Source organism: Monashia sp. HAY1-5C, from assembly GCF_056755255.1.
On record NZ_JBPGXG010000064.1, the window covers coordinates 1 to 24,416 of the forward strand.

General features: G+C 70.4%; 33 protein-coding genes. 23 read left to right on the forward strand and 10 right to left on the reverse strand.

Annotated elements, in window-relative coordinates:
* Both ACR9ZK_RS11335 and ACR9ZK_RS11340 read left to right on the forward strand, forming a co-directional pair.
* A partial coding sequence (locus ACR9ZK_RS11335) for an ABC transporter permease (protein ID WP_481342018.1) occupies positions 1-1,559 on the forward strand: 1,559 nt, incomplete at its 5' end.
* A complete protein-coding gene (locus ACR9ZK_RS11340) occupies positions 1,556-2,626 on the forward strand; it encodes an ABC transporter ATP-binding protein (RefSeq protein ID WP_481342019.1) in 1,071 nt (356 codons plus the stop codon). The genes ACR9ZK_RS11335 and ACR9ZK_RS11340, both read left to right, overlap by 4 nt.
* Positions 2,627-2,659: 33 nt before the next feature.
* Here the strand turns inward: ACR9ZK_RS11340 and ACR9ZK_RS11345 are convergent, their stop codons facing one another.
* Positions 2,660-3,427: an endonuclease/exonuclease/phosphatase family protein gene (locus ACR9ZK_RS11345; protein ID WP_481342020.1), complete on the reverse strand. Its 768-nt coding sequence runs from the start codon at positions 3,425-3,427 to the stop codon at positions 2,660-2,662.
* A 75-nt stretch (positions 3,428-3,502) separates the two neighbouring features.
* Here ACR9ZK_RS11345 and ACR9ZK_RS11350 point away from each other — a divergent pair, with 75 nt between their 5' ends.
* The 12 genes from ACR9ZK_RS11350 to ACR9ZK_RS11405 all read left to right on the forward strand — a co-directional run bounded on the left by ACR9ZK_RS11350 (position 3,503) and on the right by ACR9ZK_RS11405 (position 10,730).
* Positions 3,503-4,114, forward strand: coding sequence for a nucleotidyltransferase family protein (locus tag ACR9ZK_RS11350; RefSeq protein WP_481342021.1), 612 nt, complete (start codon positions 3,503-3,505; stop codon positions 4,112-4,114).
* A 130-nt stretch (positions 4,115-4,244) separates the two neighbouring features.
* Positions 4,245-4,475, forward strand: a complete 231-nt coding sequence (locus ACR9ZK_RS11355; protein WP_481342022.1) for a hypothetical protein — start codon at positions 4,245-4,247, stop codon at positions 4,473-4,475.
* Between the two features lie 217 nt (positions 4,476-4,692).
* Complete coding sequence (locus tag ACR9ZK_RS11360) at positions 4,693-5,349, forward strand: hypothetical protein (RefSeq protein ID WP_481342023.1); 657 nt, start codon at positions 4,693-4,695, stop codon at positions 5,347-5,349.
* A 5-nt stretch (positions 5,350-5,354) separates the two neighbouring features.
* Complete coding sequence (locus tag ACR9ZK_RS11365; protein WP_481342024.1) at positions 5,355-6,812, forward strand: SRPBCC family protein; 1,458 nt, start codon at positions 5,355-5,357, stop codon at positions 6,810-6,812.
* A gap of 36 nt (positions 6,813-6,848) precedes the next feature.
* A complete protein-coding gene (gvpJ, locus tag ACR9ZK_RS11370) occupies positions 6,849-7,274 on the forward strand; it encodes a gas vesicle protein GvpJ (RefSeq protein ID WP_481342025.1) in 426 nt (141 codons plus the stop codon).
* A gap of 27 nt (positions 7,275-7,301) precedes the next feature.
* A complete protein-coding gene (locus tag ACR9ZK_RS11375; RefSeq protein WP_481342026.1) occupies positions 7,302-8,087 on the forward strand; it encodes a GvpL/GvpF family gas vesicle protein in 786 nt (261 codons plus the stop codon).
* The gene (locus ACR9ZK_RS11380) at positions 8,078-8,323 is read left to right on the forward strand and encodes a gas vesicle protein GvpG (protein WP_481342027.1); all 246 of its coding nucleotides are present in this window, start codon (positions 8,078-8,080) and stop codon (positions 8,321-8,323) included. Before ACR9ZK_RS11375 ends, ACR9ZK_RS11380 begins: the two co-directional genes overlap by 10 nt.
* Positions 8,316-8,747 carry a gas vesicle protein GvpO gene (gene gvpO / locus ACR9ZK_RS11385; protein ID WP_481342028.1) on the forward strand — a complete coding sequence of 144 codons (432 nt, stop codon included), beginning with the start codon at positions 8,316-8,318 and terminating at the stop codon, positions 8,745-8,747. Before ACR9ZK_RS11380 ends, gvpO begins: the two co-directional genes overlap by 8 nt.
* Entirely contained in the window at positions 8,744-9,241 is a 498-nt protein-coding gene (locus ACR9ZK_RS11390) for a gas vesicle protein (protein ID WP_481342029.1), read from the forward strand. The genes gvpO and ACR9ZK_RS11390 overlap by 4 nt, the downstream gene beginning before the upstream one ends.
* 12 nt (positions 9,242-9,253) lie before the next feature.
* Positions 9,254-10,108, forward strand: a complete 855-nt coding sequence (locus tag ACR9ZK_RS11395; RefSeq protein WP_481342030.1) for a GvpL/GvpF family gas vesicle protein — start codon at positions 9,254-9,256, stop codon at positions 10,106-10,108.
* Positions 10,105-10,356 (forward strand): gas vesicle protein GvpJ, encoded by a 252-nt coding sequence (gene gvpJ, locus ACR9ZK_RS11400; RefSeq protein WP_481342031.1) that lies wholly within the window; start codon positions 10,105-10,107, stop codon positions 10,354-10,356. Before ACR9ZK_RS11395 ends, gvpJ (ACR9ZK_RS11400) begins: the two co-directional genes overlap by 4 nt.
* Positions 10,353-10,730, forward strand: a complete 378-nt coding sequence (locus tag ACR9ZK_RS11405) for a gas vesicle protein K (RefSeq protein ID WP_481342032.1) — start codon at positions 10,353-10,355, stop codon at positions 10,728-10,730. Before gvpJ (ACR9ZK_RS11400) ends, ACR9ZK_RS11405 begins: the two co-directional genes overlap by 4 nt.
* An 11-nt stretch (positions 10,731-10,741) precedes the next feature.
* On the opposite strand, the gene ACR9ZK_RS11410 is transcribed toward ACR9ZK_RS11405, so the two are convergent.
* The 7 genes from ACR9ZK_RS11410 to ACR9ZK_RS11440 are packed head-to-tail and all read right to left on the reverse strand — an operon-like array spanning position 10,742 to position 13,758.
* Positions 10,742-11,311, reverse strand: coding sequence for an Asp23/Gls24 family envelope stress response protein (locus ACR9ZK_RS11410; protein ID WP_481342033.1), 570 nt, complete (start codon positions 11,309-11,311; stop codon positions 10,742-10,744).
* A complete protein-coding gene (locus tag ACR9ZK_RS11415; RefSeq protein ID WP_481342034.1) occupies positions 11,308-11,883 on the reverse strand; it encodes a DUF6286 domain-containing protein in 576 nt (191 codons plus the stop codon). Before ACR9ZK_RS11415 ends, ACR9ZK_RS11410 begins: the two co-directional genes overlap by 4 nt.
* A complete protein-coding gene (locus tag ACR9ZK_RS11420) occupies positions 11,880-12,308 on the reverse strand; it encodes an Asp23/Gls24 family envelope stress response protein (RefSeq protein WP_481342035.1) in 429 nt (142 codons plus the stop codon). The genes ACR9ZK_RS11415 and ACR9ZK_RS11420 overlap by 4 nt, the downstream gene beginning before the upstream one ends.
* Entirely contained in the window at positions 12,289-12,468 is a 180-nt protein-coding gene (locus ACR9ZK_RS11425) for a DUF2273 domain-containing protein (RefSeq protein ID WP_481342036.1), read from the reverse strand. The genes ACR9ZK_RS11420 and ACR9ZK_RS11425 overlap by 20 nt, the downstream gene beginning before the upstream one ends.
* Positions 12,469-12,518: 50 nt before the next feature.
* A complete protein-coding gene (locus ACR9ZK_RS11430) occupies positions 12,519-12,878 on the reverse strand; it encodes a hypothetical protein (RefSeq protein ID WP_481342037.1) in 360 nt (119 codons plus the stop codon).
* Positions 12,878-13,246, reverse strand: coding sequence for an Asp23/Gls24 family envelope stress response protein (locus tag ACR9ZK_RS11435; RefSeq protein WP_481342038.1), 369 nt, complete (start codon positions 13,244-13,246; stop codon positions 12,878-12,880). The genes ACR9ZK_RS11430 and ACR9ZK_RS11435 overlap by 1 nt, the downstream gene beginning before the upstream one ends.
* A gap of 14 nt (positions 13,247-13,260) precedes the next feature.
* Positions 13,261-13,758, reverse strand: coding sequence for an Asp23/Gls24 family envelope stress response protein (locus ACR9ZK_RS11440; RefSeq protein ID WP_481342039.1), 498 nt, complete (start codon positions 13,756-13,758; stop codon positions 13,261-13,263).
* Positions 13,759-13,842: 84 nt separating this feature from the next.
* On the opposite strand from ACR9ZK_RS11440, the gene ACR9ZK_RS11445 reads away from it, so the two are divergent.
* The 3 genes from ACR9ZK_RS11445 (at position 13,843) to gvpJ (ACR9ZK_RS11455) (ending at position 15,349) form a co-directional block, all read left to right on the forward strand.
* On the forward strand, positions 13,843-14,262 hold the full coding sequence (locus ACR9ZK_RS11445) for a hypothetical protein (protein WP_481342040.1): 420 nt from the start codon (positions 13,843-13,845) through the stop codon (positions 14,260-14,262).
* 34 nt (positions 14,263-14,296) lie between these two features.
* On the forward strand, positions 14,297-14,521 hold the full coding sequence (locus tag ACR9ZK_RS11450) for a hypothetical protein (RefSeq protein WP_481342041.1): 225 nt from the start codon (positions 14,297-14,299) through the stop codon (positions 14,519-14,521).
* 192 nt (positions 14,522-14,713) lie between these two features.
* Positions 14,714-15,349 (forward strand): gas vesicle protein GvpJ, encoded by a 636-nt coding sequence (gene gvpJ, locus ACR9ZK_RS11455; protein WP_481342042.1) that lies wholly within the window; start codon positions 14,714-14,716, stop codon positions 15,347-15,349.
* Between the two features lie 11 nt (positions 15,350-15,360).
* Here the strand turns inward: gvpJ (ACR9ZK_RS11455) and ACR9ZK_RS11460 are convergent, their stop codons facing one another.
* Positions 15,361-16,383, reverse strand: a complete 1,023-nt coding sequence (locus ACR9ZK_RS11460) for a LacI family DNA-binding transcriptional regulator (RefSeq protein ID WP_481342043.1) — start codon at positions 16,381-16,383, stop codon at positions 15,361-15,363.
* A 218-nt stretch (positions 16,384-16,601) separates the two neighbouring features.
* On the opposite strand from ACR9ZK_RS11460, the gene ACR9ZK_RS11465 reads away from it, so the two are divergent.
* From ACR9ZK_RS11465 to ACR9ZK_RS11480, 4 genes are all read left to right on the forward strand, one after another.
* On the forward strand, positions 16,602-17,903 hold the full coding sequence (locus ACR9ZK_RS11465) for an ABC transporter substrate-binding protein (protein WP_481342044.1): 1,302 nt from the start codon (positions 16,602-16,604) through the stop codon (positions 17,901-17,903).
* 104 nt (positions 17,904-18,007) lie between these two features.
* Positions 18,008-18,946: a carbohydrate ABC transporter permease gene (locus tag ACR9ZK_RS11470; RefSeq protein ID WP_481342045.1), complete on the forward strand. Its 939-nt coding sequence runs from the start codon at positions 18,008-18,010 to the stop codon at positions 18,944-18,946.
* Complete coding sequence (locus tag ACR9ZK_RS11475) at positions 18,943-19,893, forward strand: carbohydrate ABC transporter permease (protein WP_481342046.1); 951 nt, start codon at positions 18,943-18,945, stop codon at positions 19,891-19,893. The genes ACR9ZK_RS11470 and ACR9ZK_RS11475 overlap by 4 nt, the downstream gene beginning before the upstream one ends.
* A gap of 2 nt (positions 19,894-19,895) precedes the next feature.
* Entirely contained in the window at positions 19,896-20,891 is a 996-nt protein-coding gene (locus ACR9ZK_RS11480) for a glycosyl hydrolase family 32 (protein ID WP_481342047.1), read from the forward strand.
* Positions 20,892-21,082: 191 nt separating this feature from the next.
* On the opposite strand, the gene ACR9ZK_RS11485 is transcribed toward ACR9ZK_RS11480, so the two are convergent.
* The gene (locus ACR9ZK_RS11485) at positions 21,083-22,144 is read right to left on the reverse strand and encodes a LacI family DNA-binding transcriptional regulator (RefSeq protein WP_481342048.1); all 1,062 of its coding nucleotides are present in this window, start codon (positions 22,142-22,144) and stop codon (positions 21,083-21,085) included.
* Positions 22,145-22,323: 179 nt separating this feature from the next.
* On the opposite strand from ACR9ZK_RS11485, the gene ACR9ZK_RS11490 reads away from it, so the two are divergent.
* Positions 22,324-23,922 (forward strand): sugar ABC transporter substrate-binding protein, encoded by a 1,599-nt coding sequence (locus ACR9ZK_RS11490; protein WP_481342049.1) that lies wholly within the window; start codon positions 22,324-22,326, stop codon positions 23,920-23,922.
* A gap of 2 nt (positions 23,923-23,924) precedes the next feature.
* The coding region (locus ACR9ZK_RS11495) for a carbohydrate ABC transporter permease (RefSeq protein WP_481342050.1) at positions 23,925-24,416 on the forward strand (492 nt) is incomplete at its 3' end.

The window sequence follows — 24,416 nt, forward strand, 5'->3', positions numbered from 1 at the left end:
TCCGTCGTCGGCAGCGTCAGATGTGTATAAGAGACAGGTCCGGGGGGCAGGCCTCGCCGGCGCTGCGGGGCGCGGCGCTCGTCGTCGCCCTGCTCTGCGCGCTGCCGCTGGTCGTCGTCGTGGTCAAGGCCCTCGAGTCCGGTGCCGGCGAGGCGCTCGCCCTCGTGTGGCGGCCCCGAGTGGGCGAGCTGCTCGGCAACACCGTCGCGCTCGTCGGCCTGACCGGTGTCGTGTCGACGGTGCTCGGTGTCGGTACGGCCTGGCTCGTCGAGCGCACCTCGCTGCCGTGGGCCTCGTTCTGGCGGGTCGCCTTCGTCGCGCCGCTCGCCGTCCCGGCGTTCGTCAACAGCTTCGCGTGGTCCGCCCTCGTGCCCGGGCTCGAGGGCCTGGCCGGTGCCGTCCTCGTCACGTCGCTGTCCTACTTCCCCTTCGTCTTCCTCCCGGTGGCCGCGCTCCTGCGCACCGGTGACCGCGGGCTCGAGGAGGCCGCCCGCGCCCTCGGCCTCGGCCCGTGGCGCACCTTCCTGCGCGTCGGCCTCGCCCAGATGCGGCCGGCCCTCCTCGGCGGCGTCCTCCTCGTCGCGCTGCACCTGCTCGCCGAGTACGGCGCCCTCGAGATGCTGCGCTTCCCGACCTTCACGACGGCGATCCTCGACCAGTTCGAGGTGGCCTTCGACAGCCGGTCCGGGAGCGTCCTCGCCGTCGTGCTCATCGGCCTCGCCGTCACGGTCCTCACCGTCGAGCTGCTGGCGCGCGGACGCACCCGGTACGCCCGTGTCGGCTCGGGCACGGCGCGGCGGGCCGCGCCCGCGGCGCTCGGCCGCTGGACGCCGGCCGCGCTCGTCGTCGTCGGCGGGCTCACGGTGCTCGCCGTCGGCGTGCCGGCCTGGAGCCTCGGGCGGTGGCTGCTGCGCGCCGACGAGGCGATGGAGCCGGCCAACCTCGGTCCGACCCTGTGGACGACGCTCGCGCTCGCCCTCGGTGCGGCGGCCGTGACCTCGCTGGCGACCGTCCCCGCCGCGTGGCTCATCGCCCGGCACCGCACGTGGTTCGCCGTCGCGGTCGAGCGGGTCACCTACCTCGCGGCGTCGCTGCCCGGCGTCGTCGTCGCGCTCGCCCTCATCACCCTCACCATCGGTCTGGCCCGCCCGCTCTACCAGACGACGACCGTGCTCGTGCTCGCCTACGTCGTCCTGTTCATCCCCCGGGCCATGGTCGCGACGCGCGCCGCCATCGCGGCCGTGCCCCCCGAGCTCGGCGACGCCGCCCGGGCCCTCGGAGACGGGCCGGTCCGGGCGTTCCTGCGGGTCCAGCTGCCGCTCATGCTCCGCGGCACGATGGCCGGCTTCGCCCTCGTGTTCATCGCCGTCAGCACCGAGCTGACCGCGACGCTTCTTCTCGCACCGACGGGTACGCAGACCCTCGCCACGGCATTCTGGGATGCGAGCGCCTCCCTCGACTACGCCGCCGCCGCGCCGTACGCCACTGCGCTCGTGCTCCTGTCCGCGCCCCTGACCTACCTGCTGCTCCACGGCAAGAACGAGGAACCCCAGACGTGAAGACGCTCCAGCTCTCGGGCATCACCGCCTCGCACCAGGGCACGCCCGTGCTCCACGGCATCGACCTCACGGTGCCGTCCGGCACGACGACGGCCGTACTGGGCCCCTCCGGGTGCGGCAAGACGACGTTGCTCCGCGTCGTCGCCGGGTTCCTGCGTCCCGACGCCGGCCAGGTGCGCGTCGGCGACGAGGTCGTCGCCGGTCCGGGCGTCTGGGTGGCCCCGGAGCGTCGCGGCTTCGGCTACGTCGCCCAGGAGGGCAACCTCTTCCCGCACCTCGACGTCGCCGCCAACATCTCCTACGGGCTGCCGCGCCGCGAGCGGCGGGCCGGGGCGCGCGTCGCCGAGCTGCTCGAGCTCGTCGGTCTGCCCGGCGACTTCGCCACGCGTCGTCCCGACCAGCTCTCCGGCGGCCAGCAGCAGCGCGTCGCGCTGGCCCGCGCCCTCGCCCGACGCCCCCGCATCGTCCTGCTCGACGAGCCCTTCTCGGCCCTCGACCCCGAGCTGCGCGTGGCGACGCGCGATGCCGTCGCCGTCGCGCTCGCCCACGAGCAGGCCACGGTCGTCCTCGTCACCCACGACCAGGCCGAGGCGCTCTCGTTCGCCGACCAGGTGGCGATCATGCACGACGGCCGGTTCAGCCAGGTCGGGGCCCCGGCCGAGGTGTACCGCGCCCCCTCCGACCGGCGGTCGGCCGTGTCGCTCGGCGAGGCCTGCTTCCTCGCCGGCCAGCTGCACGACGGCGCCGTGACGTGCGCGCTCGGCACGCTCCCCGTCGCCTCGGCGCGCGGCACGGGCGCCTGCGAGGTGCTCATCCGGCCCGAGCAGCTGCGCCTCGACGCGGCCGGCGCCGCGACCGCAGGCCCCGTGGCCGAGGTGACGCGGTGCGCGTACTACGGCCACGACGCGCTCGTCGAGCTGCGGCTCGACGACGGGTCCGGCACGTCGACCGTCCTGTCGGCTCGCGCCTTCGGCGGCCGGACACCGGCCGTCGGTTCGCGGGTCAGGGTGAGCGTCGAGGGCGAGCCGCACGTCATCGGCGTCTCCCAGCGACTCGTCGAGGCCTGAGCCCGCCGGCCGCCTCGACCGGGCCCGGGAGGGCTACGACGTCAGCGTCAGCTCGACGGCGAGCGCCTGGTGGTCGGACACCGGCAGGGGCACCGCCTCGCCCGACAGTGCGCGCACCCTGCCGCGCAGGAGGATGTGGTCGATCTGCTGCCCGGGCGAGTCGGCCGGGAACGTGGGTGCGTCGACGGCCGAGCGCATCCGGGTCAGCCGCCGTGCGCGCGTCGGCCCCATGTTGAGGTCGCCCGTCAGGACGAACGGGCCGTCCTCGCCGGCGACGTCGGCCATGAGCCGTCGCAACTGCCGGCCGTTCCACCAGTCGATGAACGACAGGTGCGCCGTCGCGACGGTGAGCGGTCCTTCGGGAGACTCGATGTCGGCGAGGACGGCCACCCGCGGCTCGTCGCGCACCAGCTCGGGCCGCATCCGGCCCCGGAACATCATCGGCACCCGCACGGGCACCGGGGCCAGCCGGGCGACCCGCCAGCCGTGCACCGGGAACCGCGAGAGCAGCGCCACGCCGTAGGCAGCGGCGTCGGGCTGCTCCTCACCGGTGGCGGCGACCCACGTCGCGCCCGGGCTGCCCGACAGGGCCGCGACGAACCGGTGCTCGGGGGCGTCCATCGCCTCGGCGGCGATCGCGGTGAGGTCGGCGTTGTCGGACCGGTGCTGGTTGCGGTCGACCTCCTGCAGCCCGAGGACGTCCGCGTCCAGCTGCCGGATCGCCCTCCGGAACCCGTCGAGGTCGACGTGCTGGTCGGTCGGCACCCGCCCGTTGAGGATGTTGAAGGTCGCCACTCTCATGTGGGCGCCCTACCCGACCGGACGCCGCAGCGCACGGGGAGAGGTGACGGTGCCCGACGTGGGTAAGCCATCGACATGGCAGCCGATGACGCCCAGGACCTCCGGGAGGCGCTCAAGAGGGTCGCCGTGGCCCTCAAGGACTCCGGGATGCCGTTCGCGCTCATGGGTGGCTATGCCGCGTGGGCCCGCGGGGGACCGGAGCCGGCGCACGACGTCGACTTCCTCGTCGCCGAGGAGGATGCCGACCAGGTGGCGCAGTACCTCGCCGAGCACGACTTCGAGGTCGTGCAGCCGCCGGAGGACTGGCTTTTCAAGGTCTTCACCGACGGAGCGATGGTCGACATCATCCACGGCCCGGTCGGTGGCCCCGTCCACCGCGACGAGGTCGAGCGCGCGACGCCGATGGAGGTGCTGTCGGTCCGGATGCCGGTGCTCGAGGCCACCGAGCTCGTCGTTCACAAGCTCGCGGCCCTCGACGAGCACTACTGCGACGTGGCCCAGCTGCTGCCCGTCCTGCGGGCGCTGCGCGAGCAGGTCGACTGGGAACGGGTCGAGCGCGAGACGGCCGACAACGACTTCGCCGCGATGGTGCTGTTCCTCCTGCGGCGGCTGTCCATCGTCGTGCAGGAGCCGGCCCAGGAGGCTGCCCGGGAGGGCGCGCAGGAGCCGGTGCAGGGCACACGGTGACGCCCACGGACCACGCGGTCCGGCGGGCTGCGCCGCCCACCGGCGCTCGCGTCAGAGTCGTGCGCCGTGGGTATGGCGGGGGTGCGACGACCCTTCTCGCACGTGCGAGCCCGAACCGAAAGGCAGACCCATGGCGAACAGAGACGACATCGACGCCCGCGCCCGGTTGGTGGACCTGCTGCTGGAGAAGGTCGCCGAGGACCTCTACCCGTCGAGCACGATGATGGACTTCCTCGAGGAGCTGCTGCTCCCGGACGAGGTGCCGGCGTACGCGGCGGTCCTCATGGAGAAGATGCGCGACGAGACCTACCCGAGCGTGTCCATGATGCGCCGGCTGGTGAGCCTGCTCGAACCCGCGTAGACGCCGGCCTACGCGGTCTCCCGGGCGCCCTCGACACTCGTCCCGGGAGCCCGCCCACGCCTGCCCGCCGGGGGCTCCGCCGAGGGCGCCCAGCCGGCCCGGAACGGTTGAGCCACGGCGTCTTTACCGTTAGATGAATCGCATCGTCGGGTACCTCAGTCTGCGAAGGAGGTGGCCGCGACGTGCCGCCGGATCGGCAGCATCGCGGCTTGAATCTATGTCTTCAGCACCGACCAAGATCGTCCTCGGAGTAGCGGGCGGATACCTGCTCGGACGCACCAAGAAGCTCCGTCTCGCCATGGCCCTGGCCGGCATGCTGGGTGGGCGCAAGCTCGCTGCCCAGCGGGGTGACCTGCTGGCACAGGGATCGAAGCTGATCGAGAGCAACCCACAGCTCAAGGCGTTGCAGAACCAGCTCACCGGCCGCCTCGTGGAGGTGGCGCGCGAGGCTGCGCTCGTCGCCATGGCGTCCCGGGTGGAGAAGCTGACCAAGACGCTGGAGTCCAAGGACGGCTCCGAGCAGGAGCAGGAGCAGGGCGGGGGCGCCGGCGACGTCGGCTCGGCCGTCAGTGGAGTGACGGGCTCACTGGGCCTGACGGGATCCGACTCGGACGACCAGGGTGAGGCGGCCGAGCAGGACCAGCAGGACCAGCAGGACCAGCAGGACCAGCAGAACGACTCCGAGGAGTCCGAGGAGTCCGACGAGTCCGAGGCGAGCGCTGACCAGGGCTCGCGTGGCTCGGCGGGCGAGGAGTCCTCGCGCTCCGGAGCCGCCGGCAAGCGGGCGACACCGCGCGGCGTCGCCAAGAAGGTGCCGATGAAGAAGGTCTCGGCGAAGAAGGCGGCAAAGCGTCCGTCCGGAAAGGGTCGGTGACGGCCATGAGCGGCAGTGGAGGCGCGCGTCTGAAGGACGCGTCCGGTGGCCTGTTGAAGGTCCTCGGCGAGCGGGCCATGGGCTCGCTGGGACACCGGGTGAGCGGCCTGACCGACCGGCTCGAGGGCATGGCCAGCGGCAACCCCTCGGTCAAGGCAGCAGTGGGCGGCGGGACCTCTGCGCTCAAGGGCCAGAGCCCGATCATGGGAATGCTCAAGGGCGCGGTGTCCGGGGTGAAGGACAAGGTCACCGAGGCACTGCCCGGTCTGGGCGGCGACTCAGGCTCCGGCTCCGGCGGGGGCTCGAAGGCCACGAAGTCGACCAACATCATCGAGCAGGTCGACGTCGGCGTCCCGCTGCGGGTGGCCTACAACCAGTGGACCGAGTTCGGCGCCTTCCCGACCTTCATGAAGAAGGTCGAGAACGTCGATGCCGCCGAGGACAACAAGATCGAGTGGAAGGCGCAGATCTTCTGGTCGCACCGTGAGTGGGAGGCGACCATCCTCGAGCAGGTCCCCGACGAGCAGATCGTGTGGCGCTCCAAGGGCAAGAAGGGACATGTCGACGGAGCCGTGACGTTCCACGAGCTGGCACCGAACCTGACGCGGATCATCGTCGTGCTCGAGTACTACCCCCAGGGCCTGTTCGAGCGCACGGGCAACCTCTGGCGCGCGCAGGGCCGACGGGCCCGCTTGGAGCTCAAGCACTTCCAGCGACACGTCATGACCCGCACCATCCTGGACCCCGACGCCGTCGAGGGCTGGCGGGGCACCATCGAGAACGGCGAGGTCGTCACGTCGCACGAGGACGCGATGGAGCAGGAGGCCCGGGAGCGCGAGGCCGACGAGCAGGGCGCAGAGCAGGGCACCGAGGAGGAAGGTTCCGACGAGCAGGGCTCCGACGAGGCCGAGGGCTACGAGGACGAGGGCTCCGAGGACGAGGGCTCCGAGGACGAGAGCGACGAAGGCTACGAGGACGAGGGCTCCGAGGACGAGGGCTCCGAGGACGAGGACCTCGGCGCGGAGGACTCCGACGAGGACCAGGCCGTCGGTGACGAGTCCGAGGAGGAGGCCGGTGACGAGCCCGAGGACGAGTACGACGAGGAGGGCGAGGACACCGCCGAGGACGTCGACGACCTCGACGACGACTCCGGTGGCGGCGACGAGGAGTACGACGAGGACTACGAGGACGAGAACGAGGACGACACCGAGGACGAGAGCGTGGAGGACGAGGACTCGGCCGCAGACGCGGACGAGGGCAGCTCCGACGAGGACTACGCCGACGAGGACCTCGAGGAGTCCGAGGAGGACACCGAGGAGGACGCCTACGACGAGGAGGCCTACGACGACACGTCCGACGAGTCGGACGACGAGGCGGTCGATGACGAGCCCGTGGACGAGGAGCCCGAGGAGGAGCCTCCAGCACCCAAGAAGCGAGCCGCGCGACGCCGCTCCGCGCACTGAGCAACCAGCCGACACCCTCGACCCAGGAGGTCCAGCATGACCGTGCAGACACAGCGCCGAGGCGGCGGTGGAGGTGGCTACTTGGCGCGCCCCGCTCCGAGTGGGCTCGCCGACGTCATCGACATCATCCTCGACAAGGGCATCGTCATCGATGTGTACATCCGGGTCTCGTTGGTCGGCATCGAACTGCTGACCGTCGACGCACGGATCGTCATCGCGAGCGTCGACACGTACCTGCGCTTCGCCGAGGCGACCAACCGCCTCGACCTCTACGAGAAGGGCGGGAAGGACCTCGGTGAGATGGTCCACGACATGCAGCGCAGCGGCGCGACCGGCAAGACCCGAGGCGCGGTGGAGGGCGTCAAGCGTGCCCTGACCCGGGGCGACGACGACAACGACGAGGAGAACAGCCACGACGAGGAACGCCGACCCGCCAAGAAGTCCTCCTCGTCGGCCCGCTGACGGCCCGTGGACCCCATGGGTGCAGTCGTGGGTGACGACCCGTCCATCGAGGTCGACATGGACCAGGCGTTGGTCGTCTACGGCGTCCTGCCGGCAGCAGACCTGCAGCGCCACGACGGCGGTCAGGACCTGACCGGGGTGGACGGGCAGCGGGTGGAGTTCGTCCGGTCCGGCGACCTCGCCGCGGCGGTGTCGCCCGTCGACGGGGACCGCAGACTGGGGCGCCGGGCCGACCTCCTCGCCTACCAGGCAGTCCTCGACGCCTTGGCGAAGGTCGGCCCGGTGGCCCCGGTCCGCTTCGGGTCGGTGCTCCCGGACCCGGACACGGTCGTGGCCGAGCTCATGGCGTCCAACGAGGAGCACCTCGTCGCGCTGCTCGAGAGCCTGCGCGGCCGGCGTCAGTTCAACCTCCGCGTCAGCCCCGTGGAGGAGGCGGCCCTCACCGACCTCATCGCCGGCGACCCCGAGATCCGCGAGCTGCGGGAGCGGACGCGCGGGGTGCCCGAGGAGGCGTCCTACCGTGAGCGCGTGCGACTGGGCGAGCTCGTGGCCAGGGGTCTCGAGCAGCGCAGCGCGCAGGACGCCGACATGGTGCTCGACGTCGTCGTGCCCCTGGCCGTGGAGCACCTCGTCCGGACCCCTCCCTCGGCCACCCAGGTCCTCGACGTGGCCCTGCTCGTGGAGGAGAGTCGGATGGGCGAGCTCGTCGACGTGCTGGAGGAGCTCGCGGAGTCGGTGCACGAGCGCCTCAGCCTGCGGCTGCTCGGGCCCCTCGCCCCCTACGACTTCGTCGAGGAACGACCATGGGCCTGATCAGCGGCATCCTCACTCTTCCGCTCGCACCGCTGCGGGGCCTGACCGCGGTGGCCGAGCAGATCCTCCACCAGGCCGAGGAGATCTACTATGACCCCGCGACCATCCGCAGCGAGCTCGAGGAGATCGACCGCCTCCGCGAGGCCGGCGAGATCGACGACGCCACCGCCACGGCGCGAGAGGATGAGCTCATCGACCGGCTGATGGAGGCCCAGGAGAGGACACGCCATGGCTGACACGGACCAGGGCAGCGACGAGTCGCAGCGCAGGAGCGGCAGCACCGGACGCCGGCCCTCCGCCAAGGCTGCCAAGGCACCGGCCGGCGCGCACCATGGCGCGCACCGTGACGAGCACCATGACGAGCACCACGACGGCGGTGGGCACCACCCGCACCCGCGGATCAGCGGGCGGCGGGCCGCTCGGTTGGCCGCGCTCGAGCTGGCGGAGCTGACGGGCAAGGAGTTCGAGGGCATCGTCGGCATCCGTCGGGTGGACGGCGAGTGGCACGTGGAGGTCGAGGTTCTCGAGATGCAGCGCATCCCCAGCACCACCGACGTCCTCGCCGTGTACGAGGTGTCCCTCGACGCGTCGGGTGAGCTCGTCGGCTACGAGCGCACCGCCCGCTACGTGCGTGGCGATGCCGGGGAGGACCGCGGATGACGGAGAGCACGACCGACCCGGCGTCCGCATCCCGGGCGCCGGCCGCGGCGCGTTCGGCCAACGGACCCGCGCCCCGGCAGTACTACGCCGCCCAGACGGGTCCGACGGGCGGCACCCAGCCGGCGACCCTCGCCGACATTCTCGAGCGGGTGCTCGACAAGGGCATCATCATCGCCGGTGACATCCGGGTGAACCTCCTCGACATCGAGCTGCTCACCATCAAGCTTCGGCTGCTCGTCGTCTCCGTCGACAAGGCCAACGAGATGGGGATCGACTGGTGGCGCCACGACCCGATGCTCACCGTTCGCGAGCGCGGCCTCGACGAGGAGAACCGGCTGCTGCGCGAACGGATCGCCCAGCTCGAGGGCCGCGACGCATCGGATGGGGACGCCTCCGACGACACGGAGTCCGACGCGTCGGACACCACTGAGACCACGGACGATGAGGCCGACGCCGACGCCGGCCGGCGGCGCTCGCGCGGGACGTCGTCCTGAGGGAGACGTGAGATGGCGATGACGACGTCGCAGGAGCCCGACCTCCCGACCGCCGAGGCGACCGGTGAGGCGACCGATGAGGCGACCGGTGAGGCGACCGGTGAGCTCATCCGCGACTCCGGACGGTACCTCTACGCGGTCTGCCGGGCCCTGCCCGAGGACGCGCTGGCACAGGTGCAGGGGATCGGCGGACGAGACGTCGAGCTCGTCGCCTACGAGGACCTCGCCGCCGTCGTCAGCACCGTCCCGATGGCCGCCTTCGGCGAGGCCGCGCTGCGGCGCAACCTCGAGGACCTCGGCTGGCTGGAGTCCACCGTCAGGGCGCACGACGCCGTCATCCACGCGGCGGCCGAGTGGGCGCCCACGGCCCCCCTGCGGTTCGCGACCATCTGCTTCGACGACGACGCCGTGCGTGCCCGGCTGCGGCAGTGGTACGAGCCGCTCACGACGGCCCTGGACCGGGTCGAGGGCTGTGTCGAGTGGAGCGTCAAGGTGATGACCCGGCCCGAGTCGTCCGAGGGCACAGGGGAACCCGCTCGTCTGACCGGCGCGGAGTACCTCCGGCGCAAGAAGGCCGAGACGATGCGTCGCGCTGACGCGGACGAGCATGCGGCCGCGACGGCGCACACCGTCGACGAGGCGCTCGCGCAGCGGGCCCGGGCCAGCCGTCGCCTCCCCGGCCAGGACCCACGGCTCTCGGGTCACCAGGGCACCATGGTGCTCAACGCCGCCTACCTCGTCCGCGACGACGACATCGAGACGTTCGAGGCGACGCTGGCCGACCTGGCGCAGCGCCACCCCGACGTGGTGCTCGACGGACGCGGCCCGTGGCCCCCGTACTCGTTCGCGATGGTCGACGACCCGTGACGACCCTCCACTCCGAAGGTGCGGCCCAGGTCGGTGGCGGGCAGCCGCGGCCGCAGCGACCGACGCGCGAGCTGGCTCCGGTCGCACTCGTCGACCTGCTCGACCGGCTGCTCGGTACCGGGGTCGTGGTCGCCGGCGACGTCGTGGTGTCGCTCGCCGGTGTCGACCTCGTGGAGATCCGTCTGCACCTGCTGGTGACGACGGTGCGGGCCGAGATGGAGCGCGACCGGGAGGCGGGGCGCACGTGAGCGGATCTCCTTGGGACGACGCGGCGCCGGAAGGTCGGAGCGGCCCGCGCGGTGGCCCCGGCGCCGGCTCGAACCCCATCCCCGACCTCGCCCTGCCGCACGCCCTCCTGCCTCAGCGTCTGGAGACCGACTCCGAGGCGGTGGCCCGGGACCTGCTCAAGCTCGTCCTCACCATCGTCGAGCTCATCCGCCAGCTCATGGAGAAGCAGGCGCTGCGCCGGGTGGAGGAGGGCGACCTCACCGACGAGCAGGTCGAGGGGCTCGGCCTCGGGCTCATGCACCTCGAGCAGGCAATGGACGAGCTCAAGGAGCGGTACGGCCTGACGACCGACGACCTCAACCTCGACCTCGGGCCGCTCGGCCGGCTGTTGTAGCCCAGGACACCTCAGTACACGCGGGGCATCGGGCGGTTGCCACCGGCGGTCCGGAGCATGACGCGGGAGGTCAGGTCCCGACGCTCGAGAGCCGACTGCAGCTGGCCCGTGACCTCGTCCGCGGCGGCGGCGACCCGGCGCAGGTCGGCACCGCGCTCGATGGTCGCGTCGAAGTGGGCGACGATCTGACCGCGGTCGTGGTCGATGCGCCCCCGGGCCGAACGAACACCCGGGGTGTCGGCCAGCGCGCTGGCAGCGGCGTCGACGACCGGGCCGGCGGCCACGAGGAGCCTGCCCTGCGCGCCCGAGCCGGGCAGCGTCAGGTGGCTGACGCCGCCGCGTGGCAGGTGGGAGAACAGCCAGCGCAGGCCGATGAGGGCCACGACGACGCCGGCTGCGCCGAGCGCCCACGGCCACCACTGCTGCCGGGGCCACCCTCGGATGCTGCCGAGGTCGAGCTCGGTCGGCGCGGAGCCGAGTCGGCCCGCCCACCAGAGGATCCCGAGGACTCCGAGGGCAAGGAGCGCCAGTCCGACCAGCGCCGTCATGACCCGGTCGAAGGCGAGGGTCGCGCGCGTCATCGGTTGGCCCCCTCTGTGCGGATGTGCACCGTCGGCTGCTTCGCGAGGGGCTGCAGCCGGTCCGTGGCCACCTCACGGACGCGCTCGGCCACGCCCTCTTCACCGGTCGAGCGGATGGCGAGCGACACGCGCCGTGGCGTTGCCGACGAGCGCACGCCGAGCACGCCGTCCACCCCCTCCACCGCGGTCTCGACGAGGCGGCTGACGTCGCGGGGACGCAGGAAGACGCCGCTGCGGGCGACGACGGGAACGACCTTCGGCGCCGAGGGTCGCAGCGCCTTGACCAGCAGCGCCAGACCGACGAGGGCCAGGACGACGCCGAGGACGACCGTCCACGCCCGCGGTCGCAGGCCCTGCAGCGTGTTCGCGAGGGGATGGAGCAGCGGTTCGGACCGGAGCACCCCGCCGTAGGCGAGGGCGTCGCGCACCGCGAGGACACCGACTGCCGTCGCCAGGAGCGCGAGCAGGATCCCGAGGGCCGCGATGCCGCCGGTGCTGCGGGGCAGCTTGGCCGCCGGCAGAGGCCGCTCGCTGCGGCTTCTCGGCGTCGGGGTGGACACGTCTGCGCTCACTGGACCCTCCTCTGGTCGGACCGGGCAGGGGGCGGGACGGTCGCAACCGTCACGTCGACGGCGTCGACGCTCAGGCCCACGAGGGACGTCAGCTGTTCGCGGACCCGGTCCCGCACGGCAGCCGCCGTACGTCCGAGCGGCGAGGGCCAGGTGACCGCGATATCCAGGCGAACGCGGGCATGGCCCCCGGCCACCTCGGCCTTGGCCTTGGGGTACTGCCGTCCGACGACGCCGTCGAGCCCGGTACCGACTCTGCGGACTCCGGGCACCTCGCAGGCGGCGATGGCGGCGATGCGCTCGACGACCTGCTCGGCGATGTCGAGGCGGCCCCGCTCCGCGGGTTCCGGCAGCGTCGGCGTCGCCGTGGCGGTCGCCGTACTGCCCGAGGCCGCGGAGGAGCTCTCCTCATTCACGGCGACGCCCACCCATCATCCTCGACAGGTCGAGCTCGCCGTTGAGCTGGCCACCGACGAGGAAGCCGACAGCGCCGAGGACGAGGGCGATGAGGAAGCCGGTGAAGCCTCCCGCTGCGGCCGCGACCCCGAGCAGCAGGCCGGCGAGCAGTCCGATCGTTGAGCTTGGCATACCGATCTCCTTTGACGGTCGGCCGGTCCGGCGACGGGTCGACGGGCGGTTCAGATGTCTGTGGTGCGGCGGCCGGACCCCGGGAAGGAGCGCGGCAGCCGGGTGCGGACCGTTCTCATGAGGCGACGCCTCCGGCGGGTCAGGCGCATCCGTGACCCTCGCCAGGTACGTCGCACCACGACCTCGGGTGCCGGGGACGTCGAGTCTCCGGCGCGCCGGGGGCGTCCGGCCGATCCGGCCGACCCCGTCGGCTCGTCCACGAGACCGAAGGCCGCGTCGACGGCGGCCAGCGCCGACAGATAGGTGTCGACCTCACCGCCCCGGTCGGGGTGGTGGGCGGCCGCCGCCCGCCGCCGCTGCCGAACCCACTCGGCGCGCGCGGTCGGGTCGGCGGGCCCGCCGGGAGGCATCAGGGCTCCTGCGCCGGGGCCGTCGCCACCGTCGCGGAGGTCGCCGAGGTCTCGGAGGTCTCGGAGGTCTTGGAGCTCTCGCCCGGAGCGGTGACGTCGGCGACGACCACGTCGACGGGCGTGTGGGTGATCCCCGTGACGGCCGCACGGACCAGGGTCGCCGTCGCCTGCGCGGGGACACCCCAGTCCAGGACGACGTGCACCGTGGTGCTCTGGGGGCGCACCTGGACGCCCGGGACGCTGCGACCGGGGTAGTGGGTGGCCACCTCGCCGAACGCACCCCCGTGCAGGCCCGCGACGCCGGGCACGCCGAGCACCGCCGCGCGCACGGCGTCGGCCGTCTCGGGAGCCGCGGGTTCGCCGGGCACGTCCGGGTCTCCGGTCACTGGACGCGGGGCTCGCTCTGCTGCCCCTGCGCCTCGTCGTCGGTCGAGCCGTCGCTCTCGAGGAAGACGTCCTGGACCTCGATGTTCACCTCGGTCACCTCGAGACTCGTCATGCGCTCGACAGCGGTGATGACGTTGCGGCGGATGCCCTGGGCGAGGTCGGCGATGGAGACGCCGTAGTCGGCGACGAGCTGCAGGTCGACGGCGGCCTGTCGTTCACCCACCTCGACCGAGACCCCCATCGAGTGGTTGGTGCGGCCACCGGGGATGCGCTCGCGGAGGGCACCGACGGCGCGGGCGGCACCGCCGCCGAGGGCGTGGACGCCGGAGACCTCGCGCGCCGCGATCCCGGCGATCTTGGCCACGACGGTGTCGGCGATGGTCGTCCTGCCCTGCTCGGTGACCAGGGGGGACAGCGCCCCTCCGCCCGCGCCGCCGGCGGTCGTGCTCGCGGCTGGCGGGCGGGTCTGCATGTCGCTGTGCGTTTCGCTCATCGCGGGCTCCTTGGAAGAGGGGATGGGGCCGGGTCACGACGTCACAGCCCCCGAGACGTCGCATGCTGGACGTACCCGAAACCGGTGATCTTCGACACGTCCGTCCTTTGCGCGCATGACGCGAGTTCCGCTGCAGATCTCGCGTTCTGGGTATGTCAGCCCCGGGAGCGCTGTGGCGCTCGAAGGGAGACGATGATGAAACCGCTCCGTTGGCTGGCTGCTGGTGTTGTCTGGATACTCTCGGGGGTCGTCGGTCTCGTCGGCGTGCTGCTGTGCGTGACCGTCCTGCTGCTGCCGCTCGGCATACCGGTCCTCATGCTGGCGCGCCGGCTCGCCTCGCTGGGGGCCCTGCTGGCCCTGCCGCGGGCTGCGCGGCATCCGGCCGAGGAGGCCGGGAAGCTGCTGAGGCGGGGGAAGAAGGACGCGGCAAAGGCGCTGAAGGGTGCCAAGAAGGACGCGGCCAAGAAGTCTCGCAGGGCCAGGAAGAAAGTCGCCCGCGCATGACGAGCTCACACTCGGGGTTACGTGAGGAGGCGGCGTGAAGAAGGGTCTCGTTCTCGCAGGTGCTGCGGCTGTCGCGGCCGCGGTGGCCGTGCCGAGGTTGTTCCCCGAGTGGGCCAAGGTGCTGGCCCGCCTCGCGAAGCCGGCCGCCGAGGCTCTGAAGCCGGTGACCGGTGCGGTCCGGACGGCCCGCTCGTCGGTGCGCGCGGACGCCGTGGGTGACCGGCTGTCGGTGCCCGGGCCCGGAGCGACCGGCACCTGACGCATCGGACCGCCACGCGGAGGGGGCGTGACGGCTCGCACTTTCCAACGGCACATCCGACGGCACATCCGCATCCGGCGGGGGCGGTGCTGCCGTGCCCGGGCACCCGCCTGCCCGCGGGGAGCCACCGCGGGCGCCTGAACGCTGTCACCTCACGAGGGAGCCGTGATGCCAGAGCGTGGATCGGGGTACATGGCACGCCCTGCGCCGAGCGGGCTCGCCGACGTCATCGAGATCATCCTGGGCAAGGGTCTCGTCATCGACGCGTACGTGCGCGTCTCCGTCCTGGGCATCGAGCTGCTGACCCTCGACGCGCGCATCGTGGTCAGCAGCGTCGACACCTACCTGCGCTTCGCCGAGGCCACGAACCGCCTCGACCTCGAGGCCCGGGGTGGCCCCAGCCTCGTCGAGGTGGCCGTCGAGGGCGCCGGCAAGGCGGTGCAGGCCGTGGCGACCGACGTCGTGGAGCACAAGGTGGAGCACGTGGTCGAGGCCGTCGAGGAGAAGGTCGAGAAGGTGACCGACGTGGCGGAGTCGGTCGCCGGCACCGTCGCGGACAAGGCCCGCGAGCTGATCGACAAGGTGCTGCCCGACGACGAGTCGGGCGATGCGGACGACGAGGACGACCAGGACGACCAGGAAGGCGAGGGGGACGACCGACACCGCGAGGGTGACGGGGCCGGCGAGGACGGCCCGACCAACCGCGCCAGCAAGCCCGGCGCGACCGGCAAGGCCGGCAAGAAGGGCCACACCCGCACGCCTGCCAAGAAGGGTCGAGCGCCATCTCCTGCCAAGAGCGGCCAGGTCAAGAAGCCGCGCAAGAGGTGACTCGGGCCCGATCAGGTCAGCGGGCGGATGGAGGCGCGCACCTGGAGGGGCATCTCGAGGAGGTGCACCCCGGCAGGTTCGTCGTCGGCGAGAAGCAGCTCCATGGCCCGCTGACCCATCTGTTCGTAGGGCAGCCGGGCGGTCGTCAACGCCGGCCGCATGTACGACGCGATCTCGTCGTCGTCGAACGAGGCGATGGACACGTCGTCGGGCACGCGCAGACCGTGCTCGGCCAGCGCCTGCTGGACGCCGAACGCGACGCGGTCGTTGAGGCACAGCGCGGCGGTGATCGGCGCGCCGGACTCGAGGAGACGCTTGGTGGCGTCATAGGCGTTCCACGGCTCCCACTCCTCCATGTCGGCGATCGCGACCGGCGTGACCCCGACCTCGTCGAGCGCTCGGTGGATCCCGTCGAAGCGGTGGCCGATCGTCACCGAGACCCGTGGGGTGACGCGGGCGACGGGTGCGTTGCCGATGATGGCGATGCCGTCGCGATGGCCGGCGTCGAGGAGCTCGCGGACGACGGCATACCCTGCCTTCTCCTCGTCAGGCAGGATGGAGGCCGGAACGGTCGGGCTGACGCAGTTGACCGTCACGGCGGGCAGGCCCTGGGGGAGCGTCGGCAGGTCGATGAGACGAGCCGCGACGGCGCCGAAGACGAGCCCGTCGACCTGGCGGTCGATCATGAACGCCAGTGCCTTGTCGAGCTGCTTGGGGTGCTTGAACGTCTCGGCGATGAGCAGGCCCTGGTCATGGTCGTCGGCGACGTCGAGCAGCCCCCTGATCATGGCCGATGCGAAGCGGGTCACCGTCACGTCGTCGGAGATGAAGCCGAAGGTGCCGGTCTTGCCCAGGCGAAGGGAGCGGGCGGCCGGGTTGGGGCGGTAGTTGAGCTCGCGGGCGGCCTTGTGGATGCGGGCCACGGCGTCGGCGGACAGGCGTGAGCCGGGGCGGTTGTTGAGCACGAGGCTCACGGCGGTCTTCGACATCCCCGCGCGCTCGGCGACGTCGGCCAGCGTCGCTCGTCTGTTCACGGCGCCATCCCTTCCGTGTCGTCCGTGTGCCTGTGCCATGCCGTGTGGGCTCCTCAACGGGCGCCTGCTGGGAGCGTACCCCAGGGTAGCTCTCTCAGGCGCCGTGCGTGCTGGTGGAAAGGTTTTAGCAAAGTCTTGTGCGCGGTGCTCGTCATCCACTACGGTCTCGGGCTGAAAGGTTTTAGCAGAAGAGACCTTTTGACGACCCGGAGGAACCAATGAAGCTCACCTCGACCACCACGCGCGTTGCCGTCGGACTTCTCGCGGTCACGCTGCCCCTCACGATGGCCGCCTGCTCCAAGGGCGGCAGCAGCTCCTCCTCCGGCGGCGCCGGCGGCGGTGAGCTGACGATGTGGACCCACAACGCCGGCAACAAGGGCGAGCTCGCGGCGATCACGCAGATCGTCAACGACTACAACGCGAGCCAGAAGAAGTACAAGGTCAAGATCCAGGCCTTCCCGCAGGACTCCTACAACCAGTCGGTCGTCGCGGCAGCCGCGTCCAAGAAACTGCCGTGCATCCTCGACATCGACGGCCCGAACGTGCCCAACTGGGCCTGGGCCGGCTACCTCGCGCCGCTCGAGGGCCTCGACTCGACGCTGTCGAAGTTCCTCCCGACCGTCATCGGCAAGTACGACAACAAGACGTACTCGTACGGCTACTACGACGTCGCGCTCGTCATGGTCACGCGCAAGACGATCCTCGACAAGTACGGCATCCGCGTCCCGACGGTCGACCAGCCCTGGACCAAGGACGAGTTCGAGGCGGCTCTCAAGAAGATCAAGGCCTCGGGCGACTTCCAGAACCCGCTCGACATCGCGACGAGCTTCACCGGTGAGTGGTGGCCCTACGCGTACTCGCCGATGCTGCAGAGCTTCGGCGGTGACCTCATCAACCGCACCGACTACAAGTCGGCCGAGGGTGCGCTCAACGGGCCCAAGGCGGTCGAGTGGGCCAAGTGGTTCCGTAGCCTCGTGACCGACGGGCTCGTGCCGCTCAAGTCGGGTGCCGACCCGGCCAAGGACTTCATCAACGGAAAGTCCGCGATGCTCTACAACGGCACGTGGACCGCCGTCGACGCACGCAAGGCGTTCGGCAAGGACACCCTCTTCCTCCCGCCGCCGGACCTCGGCAACGGCCCGAAGATCGGTGGCGGCTCGTGGCAGTGGGGCGTCTCGACGAACTGCTCCGACCCGGCCGGAGCCATGGACTACATGAAGTTCGCGGCGCAGGACAAGTACGTCGCGAGCGTCGCCCGCGACACGAACAACATCCCGGCGACCGACGCCGCGGCCGCCCAGGTCAAGGGTTACGAGCAGGGCGGCGAGAACCAGGTGTTCCTCGACTACGCCAAGAAGTTCGCCGTGCTGCGCCCCGTGACCCCCGGATACCCGTTCATCGCAACGGAGTTCACCAAGACCGCCCAGGACATCCTCAACGGTGCCGACCCCAAGCAGGCGCTCGACCAGGCAGTCAAGGACATCGACGCCAACCAGAAGTCCAACGGGTACTTCCAGTGAGCTGGTGACGAGCCGGATGCCGCCGGGCGGGTGCGCTCGACACGCCCAGACGTGCGCCCGTTCGGCGGCATCCATCCTCGACCCTCCACGAAAGGAGATGGACGATGACGACCATCACTGCGACTGAGAAGGCCTCGGCCGTCACCACGCGAAAGAGCAAGCCAATCCAAGGTTCCCGCTCGTCGACGACGACGGCGCTGCTCATGCTGGCGCCGGCGGCGGTCCTGCTGACCACGTTCCTCCTCGTGCCGATCGGGCTGACCTTCGGTCTCGCGTTCACCAACGCGCGGCTGATCAGCCCACGGCCGGCGGAGTTCATCGGGGTCGACAACTTCGTCCGGCTCTTCGAGGACGAGACGTTCTGGGCGTCGCTGCGCAACACGATCATCTTCGCCGCCGTCATCGTGCCGGTGCAGTCGGCTTGCGCGCTCGGTCTTGCGCTGCTCGTCAACGTGAAGATGCGTGGGGTCAACTTCTTCCGGACCGTCTACTTCCTGCCGGTGGTGACCTCGATGGTCGTCGTGTCGATGCTGTGGCTGTTCATGTACCAGAAGAACGGCCTCATCAACCAGGTGCTGCTCAAGTTCGGGATCGTCGGGCCGGACTGGCTCGGCGACCCGAAGACGGCGCTCATCGCCATCATCCTCATGTCGGCGTGGCAGGCGATGGGCTTCCACATGGTCATCTGGCTCTCCGGGCTGCAGACGATCCCGGCCGACCTCTACGAGGCGGCCGAGCTCGACGGGGCCGGCACGTGGCAGAAGTTCCGCTTCGTCACATGGCCCGGCCTGCGGCAGACGCGGACGTTCATCCTCATCACGATCACGATCGCGGCGTTCGCGCTCTTCACCCAGGTCAACATCATGACCCAGGGCGGTCCGCTCGACTCGACGTCGACGGTCGTGCTCATGGCGGTGCGCACCGGGTTCCAGCAGCAGCAGACCGGTTACGCCTCGGCGATCTCACTCGTGTTCTTCGTGCTCGTGCTGGCCGTCACCCTCGTCCAGCGCTACTTCACCCGAGACAAGGACGTCGTCCGATGAGTGCCACGACCACCTCGACCCGCACCGGGGGTCGGCTCGACATCGCTGAGCCGACCGCCCCCGAGACACACCGTGGGCGGCGCGAGCGGCCACTCGGCCCACGCTGGCTGCTCGCGCTCCTCGGCCGCATCGTGCTCTGCCTCGTGTTCGGGCTGCCCCTGCTCTTCATGTTCGTCAGCAGCTTCAAGCCGGACCTGCAGATCTTCAGCGACCTCGGCAGCATCAAGGCGTTCCTGCCCACCGGGGACATCTCGCTCGACAACTACAACGGCGTGTTTGGACGAGTTCCGTTCGCGCAGTTCATGATCAACTCGATCATCATCACCGTCGTGACGGTCGTCCTCGGGGTCGTCGTCAACTCGATGGCCGCGTTCGCGCTGGCCCGGATCCGGTTCAAGGGCAGCGGGCTCGTCCTGGGTCTGATCCTCGCGACGCTCATCGTGCCGTTCGAGACGCTGGCCCTGCCGCTGCTGTGGTGGGTCAACAAGCTGCCATTCCTCGGGCCCGACGGGATCAGCGAGGGCTGGCTCGACACCTACCAGGTGCAGATCATCCCGTTCGTCGCCAACGCGTTCTCGATCTTCCTCTTCTACCAGTACTTCGACTCCATCCCCAAGGAGCTGGACGAGGCGGCCAAGGTCGACGGCGCAGGGTGGTTCCGGATCTACCGCAGCATCGTCATGCCGCTCGCCGGCCCGGCCGTCGCGACCGTCGCGATCCTCACCTTCCTGCCGACGTGGAACCAGTACCTCTGGCCGCTCATGTCGGTGCAGTCCGAGGAGCTGCGACCGGTCATGGTGGGTATCGACTACTTCAAGCAGCTCAACACCTCGTGGGGGCAGATCATGGCGTACGCGTCGATGATCACCGCTCCCGTCCTCGTCCTCTTCATCGCCTTCCAGCGTTCGTTCATCAACTCCATCGCCAGCAGTGGCGTGAAAGGCTGATCGTGTTCAAGCTTCCCGAGGCGTGGGTGTGGGACTTCTGGCTCGTCGACGACGGGTCGGACTACCACCTCTTCTTCCTCTACGCCTCACGCTCGCTGCGTGACCCGGACGCCCGGCACTACCGGGCGTCCGTGGGGCACGCGGTGTCCTCCGACCTGGTCCACTGGGAACGCGTCGTCGATGCGCTCGTGCGCTCGGACGCGCCGGCGTTCGACGACCTCGCGACGTGGACCGGGTCGGTGGTGCGGCATCCGGACGGCCGGTGGTTCATGTTCTACACCGGGTCGACTGCGGTAGCGGGGACCGGCGCCAACGTCCAGTCGATCGGGTATGCGACGTCGACCGACCTGCTCACATGGGACAAGGCGCCGGGTCCGGTGCTGTCGGCCGACCCGCGGTGGTACGAGAAGTTCTCCGACGGGCACTGGCACGACGAGGCGTTCCGCGACCCGTGGGTGTTCGCCGACCCCGACGGCGACGGGTGGCACATGCTCATTACGGCACGGTCGGCTCAGGGGCCGGCGGGCGACCCGTCGGACACGGTCGACCGGGGCGTTGTCGGACACGCGTGGTCGGCAGACCTCGAGACCTGGGAGCTGCGGGAGCCGCTCTCGGAACCGGGGCAGGGGTTCGGGCAGCTCGAGGTCTTCCAGACCCACGTCGTCGACGGCCGCGAGGTGCTGCTCTTCAACTGCCTGGCCGGCGACGCCTCGGAGGCCACCAAGGCGACGGGGACACCGGGCGGGGTGTGGATCGCCTCGGCGAAGTCGCCGCTCGGGCCGTACGACATCGCGGGGGCCCGCCTGATCGACGACCCGACGCTCTATGTCGGCAAGTTCATCGACGACCGCGAGACCGGCGAGACGAAGTTCCTCGCCTTCCGCAACGAGTCCGACGGTCAGTTCGTCGGCGAGATCACGGACCCGTACGCCGTCAGCTGGGACGGCGACCGTCTCGTCCTCACTCAGGACGAGGTGTCGTCAGGCACGCACGCCTGACCTGTTGCGACCTGCAGCCGGTTGGTCTCGACTCCGAGGCCAACCGGCATGGTCGCGTTCTGTTCTCCGCGGCGTGTGCTGATCGACGTGTCCGAACACCAACAGGAAGTCTCGACATGTCAACGTGGTGAGGGGGCCCCCGCGGTCAGCGGGGGCCGACCGAATCAGCTCATGATCCGGATCTCTGAGGGTCAGACGGGACGTGGCTGTTGGGGAGGGCAACCGCAGCTTTCCCGGAGAACGAGCTGGACGGGCAGGATATCGGACGCCGTTGGGGTCTCGGGTTGTTCGATGCGGTCGATGAGGAGTCGCACCACCGTCGCCCCCATGGCCTCCATCGGCTGGCGGACGGTGGTGAGCTGTGGGGAGATCAGTCGCCCGGCGACGACCCCGTCGAAGCCGGTCACTGCAACCTGCCCGGGCACGTCGATCTTGGCTTCCCTCAGGGCGTCCATGAGCGCCAGCGCAACCTCGTCGTTGGCGCACACGAACGCGTCGGGGATTGCTTGACGCTGTGCGAGATCCGCGATGGCTTCTCGATAGTTGCCGGCCGCGGCCATCGGTTCGGTGGGCACGGGAAGTTTAGCGGCCCGCAGCGCGGCTCGGAGCGCCTCGAAACGCTCCTTGCGGTCTGAGTCGAAGGTCGGGCCGACGAAGCGCAGGTCGCGCATGCCGTGTACCTGCACCAGGTGCGCGGTCAGCGCGTCTATTCCTGCCGCGTTGTCCACGCAGACCCGGCTCAGCGTGTCATCGCCGGGCTGAGACATGAGCACTACCGGCAGCCGCTCGGCGATGTGGCGCAGGTCCACGTGCTCCGCCATGCCGGAGAACAAGAGGGCTAGACCGTCAACCCGGCCTGCGATGTCGGTGAGCACCGCCTCGGCGTTGGAGGGCCTGGCGCCGGCGATCATGACGGCGTACCCGCGGCGCCAACACTCCTGCTCGACCCCGCGCTGGACCTCGTCCACGAACTGCGGGAACAAGCGGTAGTCCGCGTTCGGATCGGTCGCTCCCGGGTCTTGGACGTGTGCGAGCTCGAGGGGAGCGACTGGCCGGTAGTCCAGTGATATCAAGCCCAGGGCGCCGGTTCGACCACCTGCCAGCCCGCGCGCACTGCCGCTCGGGATGTAGCCGAGCTCTCGGGCGGCGGCGTGGACCAGCTCGCGTGTCGACTCCTTCACCTTCCCGGGTCGCCGGAAGGTGAACGACACCGTTGCGATCGACACACCAGCTCGCTCCGCGACGTCATACACCGTCGGACCCTTGGTCACCAGAGGCACCTCCTGACCTGAAGCATATGCGCTTAGACAGGGCGCGGATGTTCGTCGCCTGAGGACGGCGGGGTGCTCGAATCCGGTCGGCCGGAGCTCTTGTCAGCGGCGTGATCAATGCGCTTAAATAACGCTTGTAGGCGGGATCTAAGCGCATTGACGTGCACGGCTCATCGGAAGGAGCGAGCAATGGCTTCCATGCCCGAGAGCGCCCGGACGGCAGGTCGGGGTCAGGTCCGGCCCATCCCGCAGCGGCGCACGGCGCCTCCGACGACCCGGATCTGGCGCGGGATCGACAGCTGAAGGCGATCGTCCGCTCTGACCAGCGGGCGCAGCGCCAGCCGCTCACGGCCCACGAGGCCCTGACCACGCAGGGTCACGGTCAATGGACCGTCGCCTCTGCAGAAGCCCCCTGGCTGCACATCGTCACGGCACGCCCGCGACGGCATACAGCATCACCGACGATGGATGGAGAAACATCGATGTTGCAGATGAAGGCAAAGGGCGCGGTGGTCATCTTCGTGTCCGCCGCGATACTGCTCACGGCATGCGGCAGGAACAGCGAGGCGTCGCAGGCGCCGGCGCCGGCCGGGACGGTCGCCGCAGGTCCCGCGACGGGAACGCTCAACGTCTGGGCCCAGGCGGAGGAGGCGGCCGCCCTGCCGGCCTTTGCCGAGGAGTTCGAGAAGCTCAACCCGGATGTGAAGATCAAGGTCACGGCGATCCCGTGGGACGCAGCGCACAACAAGTACCAGACCGCGATCGCCGGTGGCTCGACTCCGGACATCGCCCACATGGGCACCACGTGGATGAGCGACTTCGCCGATGCCTTCGCGCCCACACCGACGTCCATCGACACCAGCGACAACTTCTCGTCGGCCGTGAAGTCCACCCAGATCGACGGCACCACCTACGGCGTCCCGTGGTACGTCGACACGCGGGTGGTCTACTACCGCAAGGACCTCGCCGCGAAGGCCGGCTACACCACGTTCCCCTCCACCTGGGCCGACTTCAAGGCCATGGCAAAGGCGATGCAGACCAAGGCCGGAGCCAAGTGGGGGATCAACCTTCCGGCAGGCGGCCCCAGCTCCTTCGGGTCGGTCCTTCCCTTCATGTGGTCGGCCGGCGCCGACCTGATGAACGCAGACCAGACGAAGTGGACCTTGGACACCCCTGCATGGGTCGACGCGATGAAGCGCTACCAGAGCTTCTTCACCGAGAAGATCGCCACAACCGCTCCCGACACCGGCGCAGGCGCCCCCGACGCCGCTTTCGTGAACGGCTCGATCCCGATGATTCTCGGCGGTCCGAGCTACCTCGGCACCCTCGTCACGGCTGGCGGACCGGCCATCAAGGACAAGATCGGCGTGGCACGAATCCCCGCGGACAAGTCGTCAACCTCGTTCGTCGGCGGAGGCGACCTGGTGGTGTTCAAGAAGAGCCAGAACCAGGACGCGGCGTGGAAGTTCATCCAGTGGCTGATGAAGCCGGAGGTCCAGGTCAAGTGGCAGCGGACGCTCGGCGACCTGCCCGCCTCGAAGACCGCCTGGAAGGACCCGGCGCTGGCAAAGGACCCGGTGCTCTCGGTCTTCGGTGAACAGCTCACCGACACCAAGGCGCCGCCGGCGATCCCAGCCTGGAGCCAGGTCAGCGACGCCGGCGACGCCGCTCTCGAGCAGATCGTGAAGTCCGGAGCGGACCCGGCCACGACGATGCAGAGCCTGCAGGCCACCGCCGACTCCATCGGCACGCAAGGCTGACCATGCCACGCGCTCTGGTCCCGGCCGGCACCGTCACTGGTGCTGGCCGGGCGGACCCGACGGATCAGACGAAGGCGTCCCAGGGGCGGCGCCGCAAGCAGGCGCTGGTGGGCTGGTTGTTCGCGTTGCCCTACGTGCTCACCTTCGCGATCTTCATGCTGGTCCCACTGGTGTCCTCGTTCCTGATGTCGTTCACCGACTTCACCAGCCGCGACGTTCAGGACCCGCTGGGCGTCGACTTCGTCGGCCTCCAGCAGTACACCGACCTCTTCGGCAATCCGCAGTTCCGCAAGTCGATGGTCGTCACCGCCTACTTCGTGGTCGTCGGCATTCCGCTCACCATGATCGTGGCGCTGGCCCTCGCGTTGGCGTTGAACAGCGGGATCCATCGGTTCCGCACCGCGTTCCGAGTGGGGTTCTACACACCGGTCGTGACGAGCATCGTCGCTGTGGCCGTGGTGTGGCGGTTCATCCTGCAGGACGACGGGCTGATC

Bases quoted from the DNA above. Each gene is read 5' to 3' on its own strand.
- ACR9ZK_RS11360 (WP_481342023.1), top strand. From the start codon at position 4,693: ATGTCTTCAGCACCGACCAAGATCGTCCTCGGAGTAGCGGGCGGATAC.
- ACR9ZK_RS11430 (WP_481342037.1), bottom strand. From the start codon at position 12,878: ATGCCTCCCGGCGGGCCCGCCGACCCGACCGCGCGCGCCGAGTGGGTT.
- gvpJ (WP_481342025.1), top strand. From the start codon at position 6,849: ATGACCGTGCAGACACAGCGCCGAGGCGGCGGTGGAGGTGGCTACTTG.
- ACR9ZK_RS11410 (WP_481342033.1), bottom strand. From the start codon at position 11,311: ATGACGCGCGCGACCCTCGCCTTCGACCGGGTCATGACGGCGCTGGTC.
- gvpJ (WP_481342042.1), top strand. From the start codon at position 14,714: ATGGCACGCCCTGCGCCGAGCGGGCTCGCCGACGTCATCGAGATCATC.
- ACR9ZK_RS11345 (WP_481342020.1), bottom strand. From the start codon at position 3,427: ATGAGAGTGGCGACCTTCAACATCCTCAACGGGCGGGTGCCGACCGAC.
- ACR9ZK_RS11390 (WP_481342029.1), top strand. From the start codon at position 8,744: ATGACGGAGAGCACGACCGACCCGGCGTCCGCATCCCGGGCGCCGGCC.
- ACR9ZK_RS11350 (WP_481342021.1), top strand. From the start codon at position 3,503: ATGGCAGCCGATGACGCCCAGGACCTCCGGGAGGCGCTCAAGAGGGTC.
- ACR9ZK_RS11365 (WP_481342024.1), top strand. From the start codon at position 5,355: ATGAGCGGCAGTGGAGGCGCGCGTCTGAAGGACGCGTCCGGTGGCCTG.
- ACR9ZK_RS11425 (WP_481342036.1), bottom strand. From the start codon at position 12,468: ATGCCAAGCTCAACGATCGGACTGCTCGCCGGCCTGCTGCTCGGGGTC.
- ACR9ZK_RS11465 (WP_481342044.1), top strand. From the start codon at position 16,602: ATGAAGCTCACCTCGACCACCACGCGCGTTGCCGTCGGACTTCTCGCG.
- gvpO (WP_481342028.1), top strand. From the start codon at position 8,316: ATGGCTGACACGGACCAGGGCAGCGACGAGTCGCAGCGCAGGAGCGGC.
- ACR9ZK_RS11395 (WP_481342030.1), top strand. From the start codon at position 9,254: ATGGCGATGACGACGTCGCAGGAGCCCGACCTCCCGACCGCCGAGGCG.
- ACR9ZK_RS11380 (WP_481342027.1), top strand. From the start codon at position 8,078: ATGGGCCTGATCAGCGGCATCCTCACTCTTCCGCTCGCACCGCTGCGG.
- ACR9ZK_RS11475 (WP_481342046.1), top strand. From the start codon at position 18,943: ATGAGTGCCACGACCACCTCGACCCGCACCGGGGGTCGGCTCGACATC.
- ACR9ZK_RS11355 (WP_481342022.1), top strand. From the start codon at position 4,245: ATGGCGAACAGAGACGACATCGACGCCCGCGCCCGGTTGGTGGACCTG.
- ACR9ZK_RS11470 (WP_481342045.1), top strand. From the start codon at position 18,008: ATGACGACCATCACTGCGACTGAGAAGGCCTCGGCCGTCACCACGCGA.
- ACR9ZK_RS11440 (WP_481342039.1), bottom strand. From the start codon at position 13,758: ATGAGCGAAACGCACAGCGACATGCAGACCCGCCCGCCAGCCGCGAGC.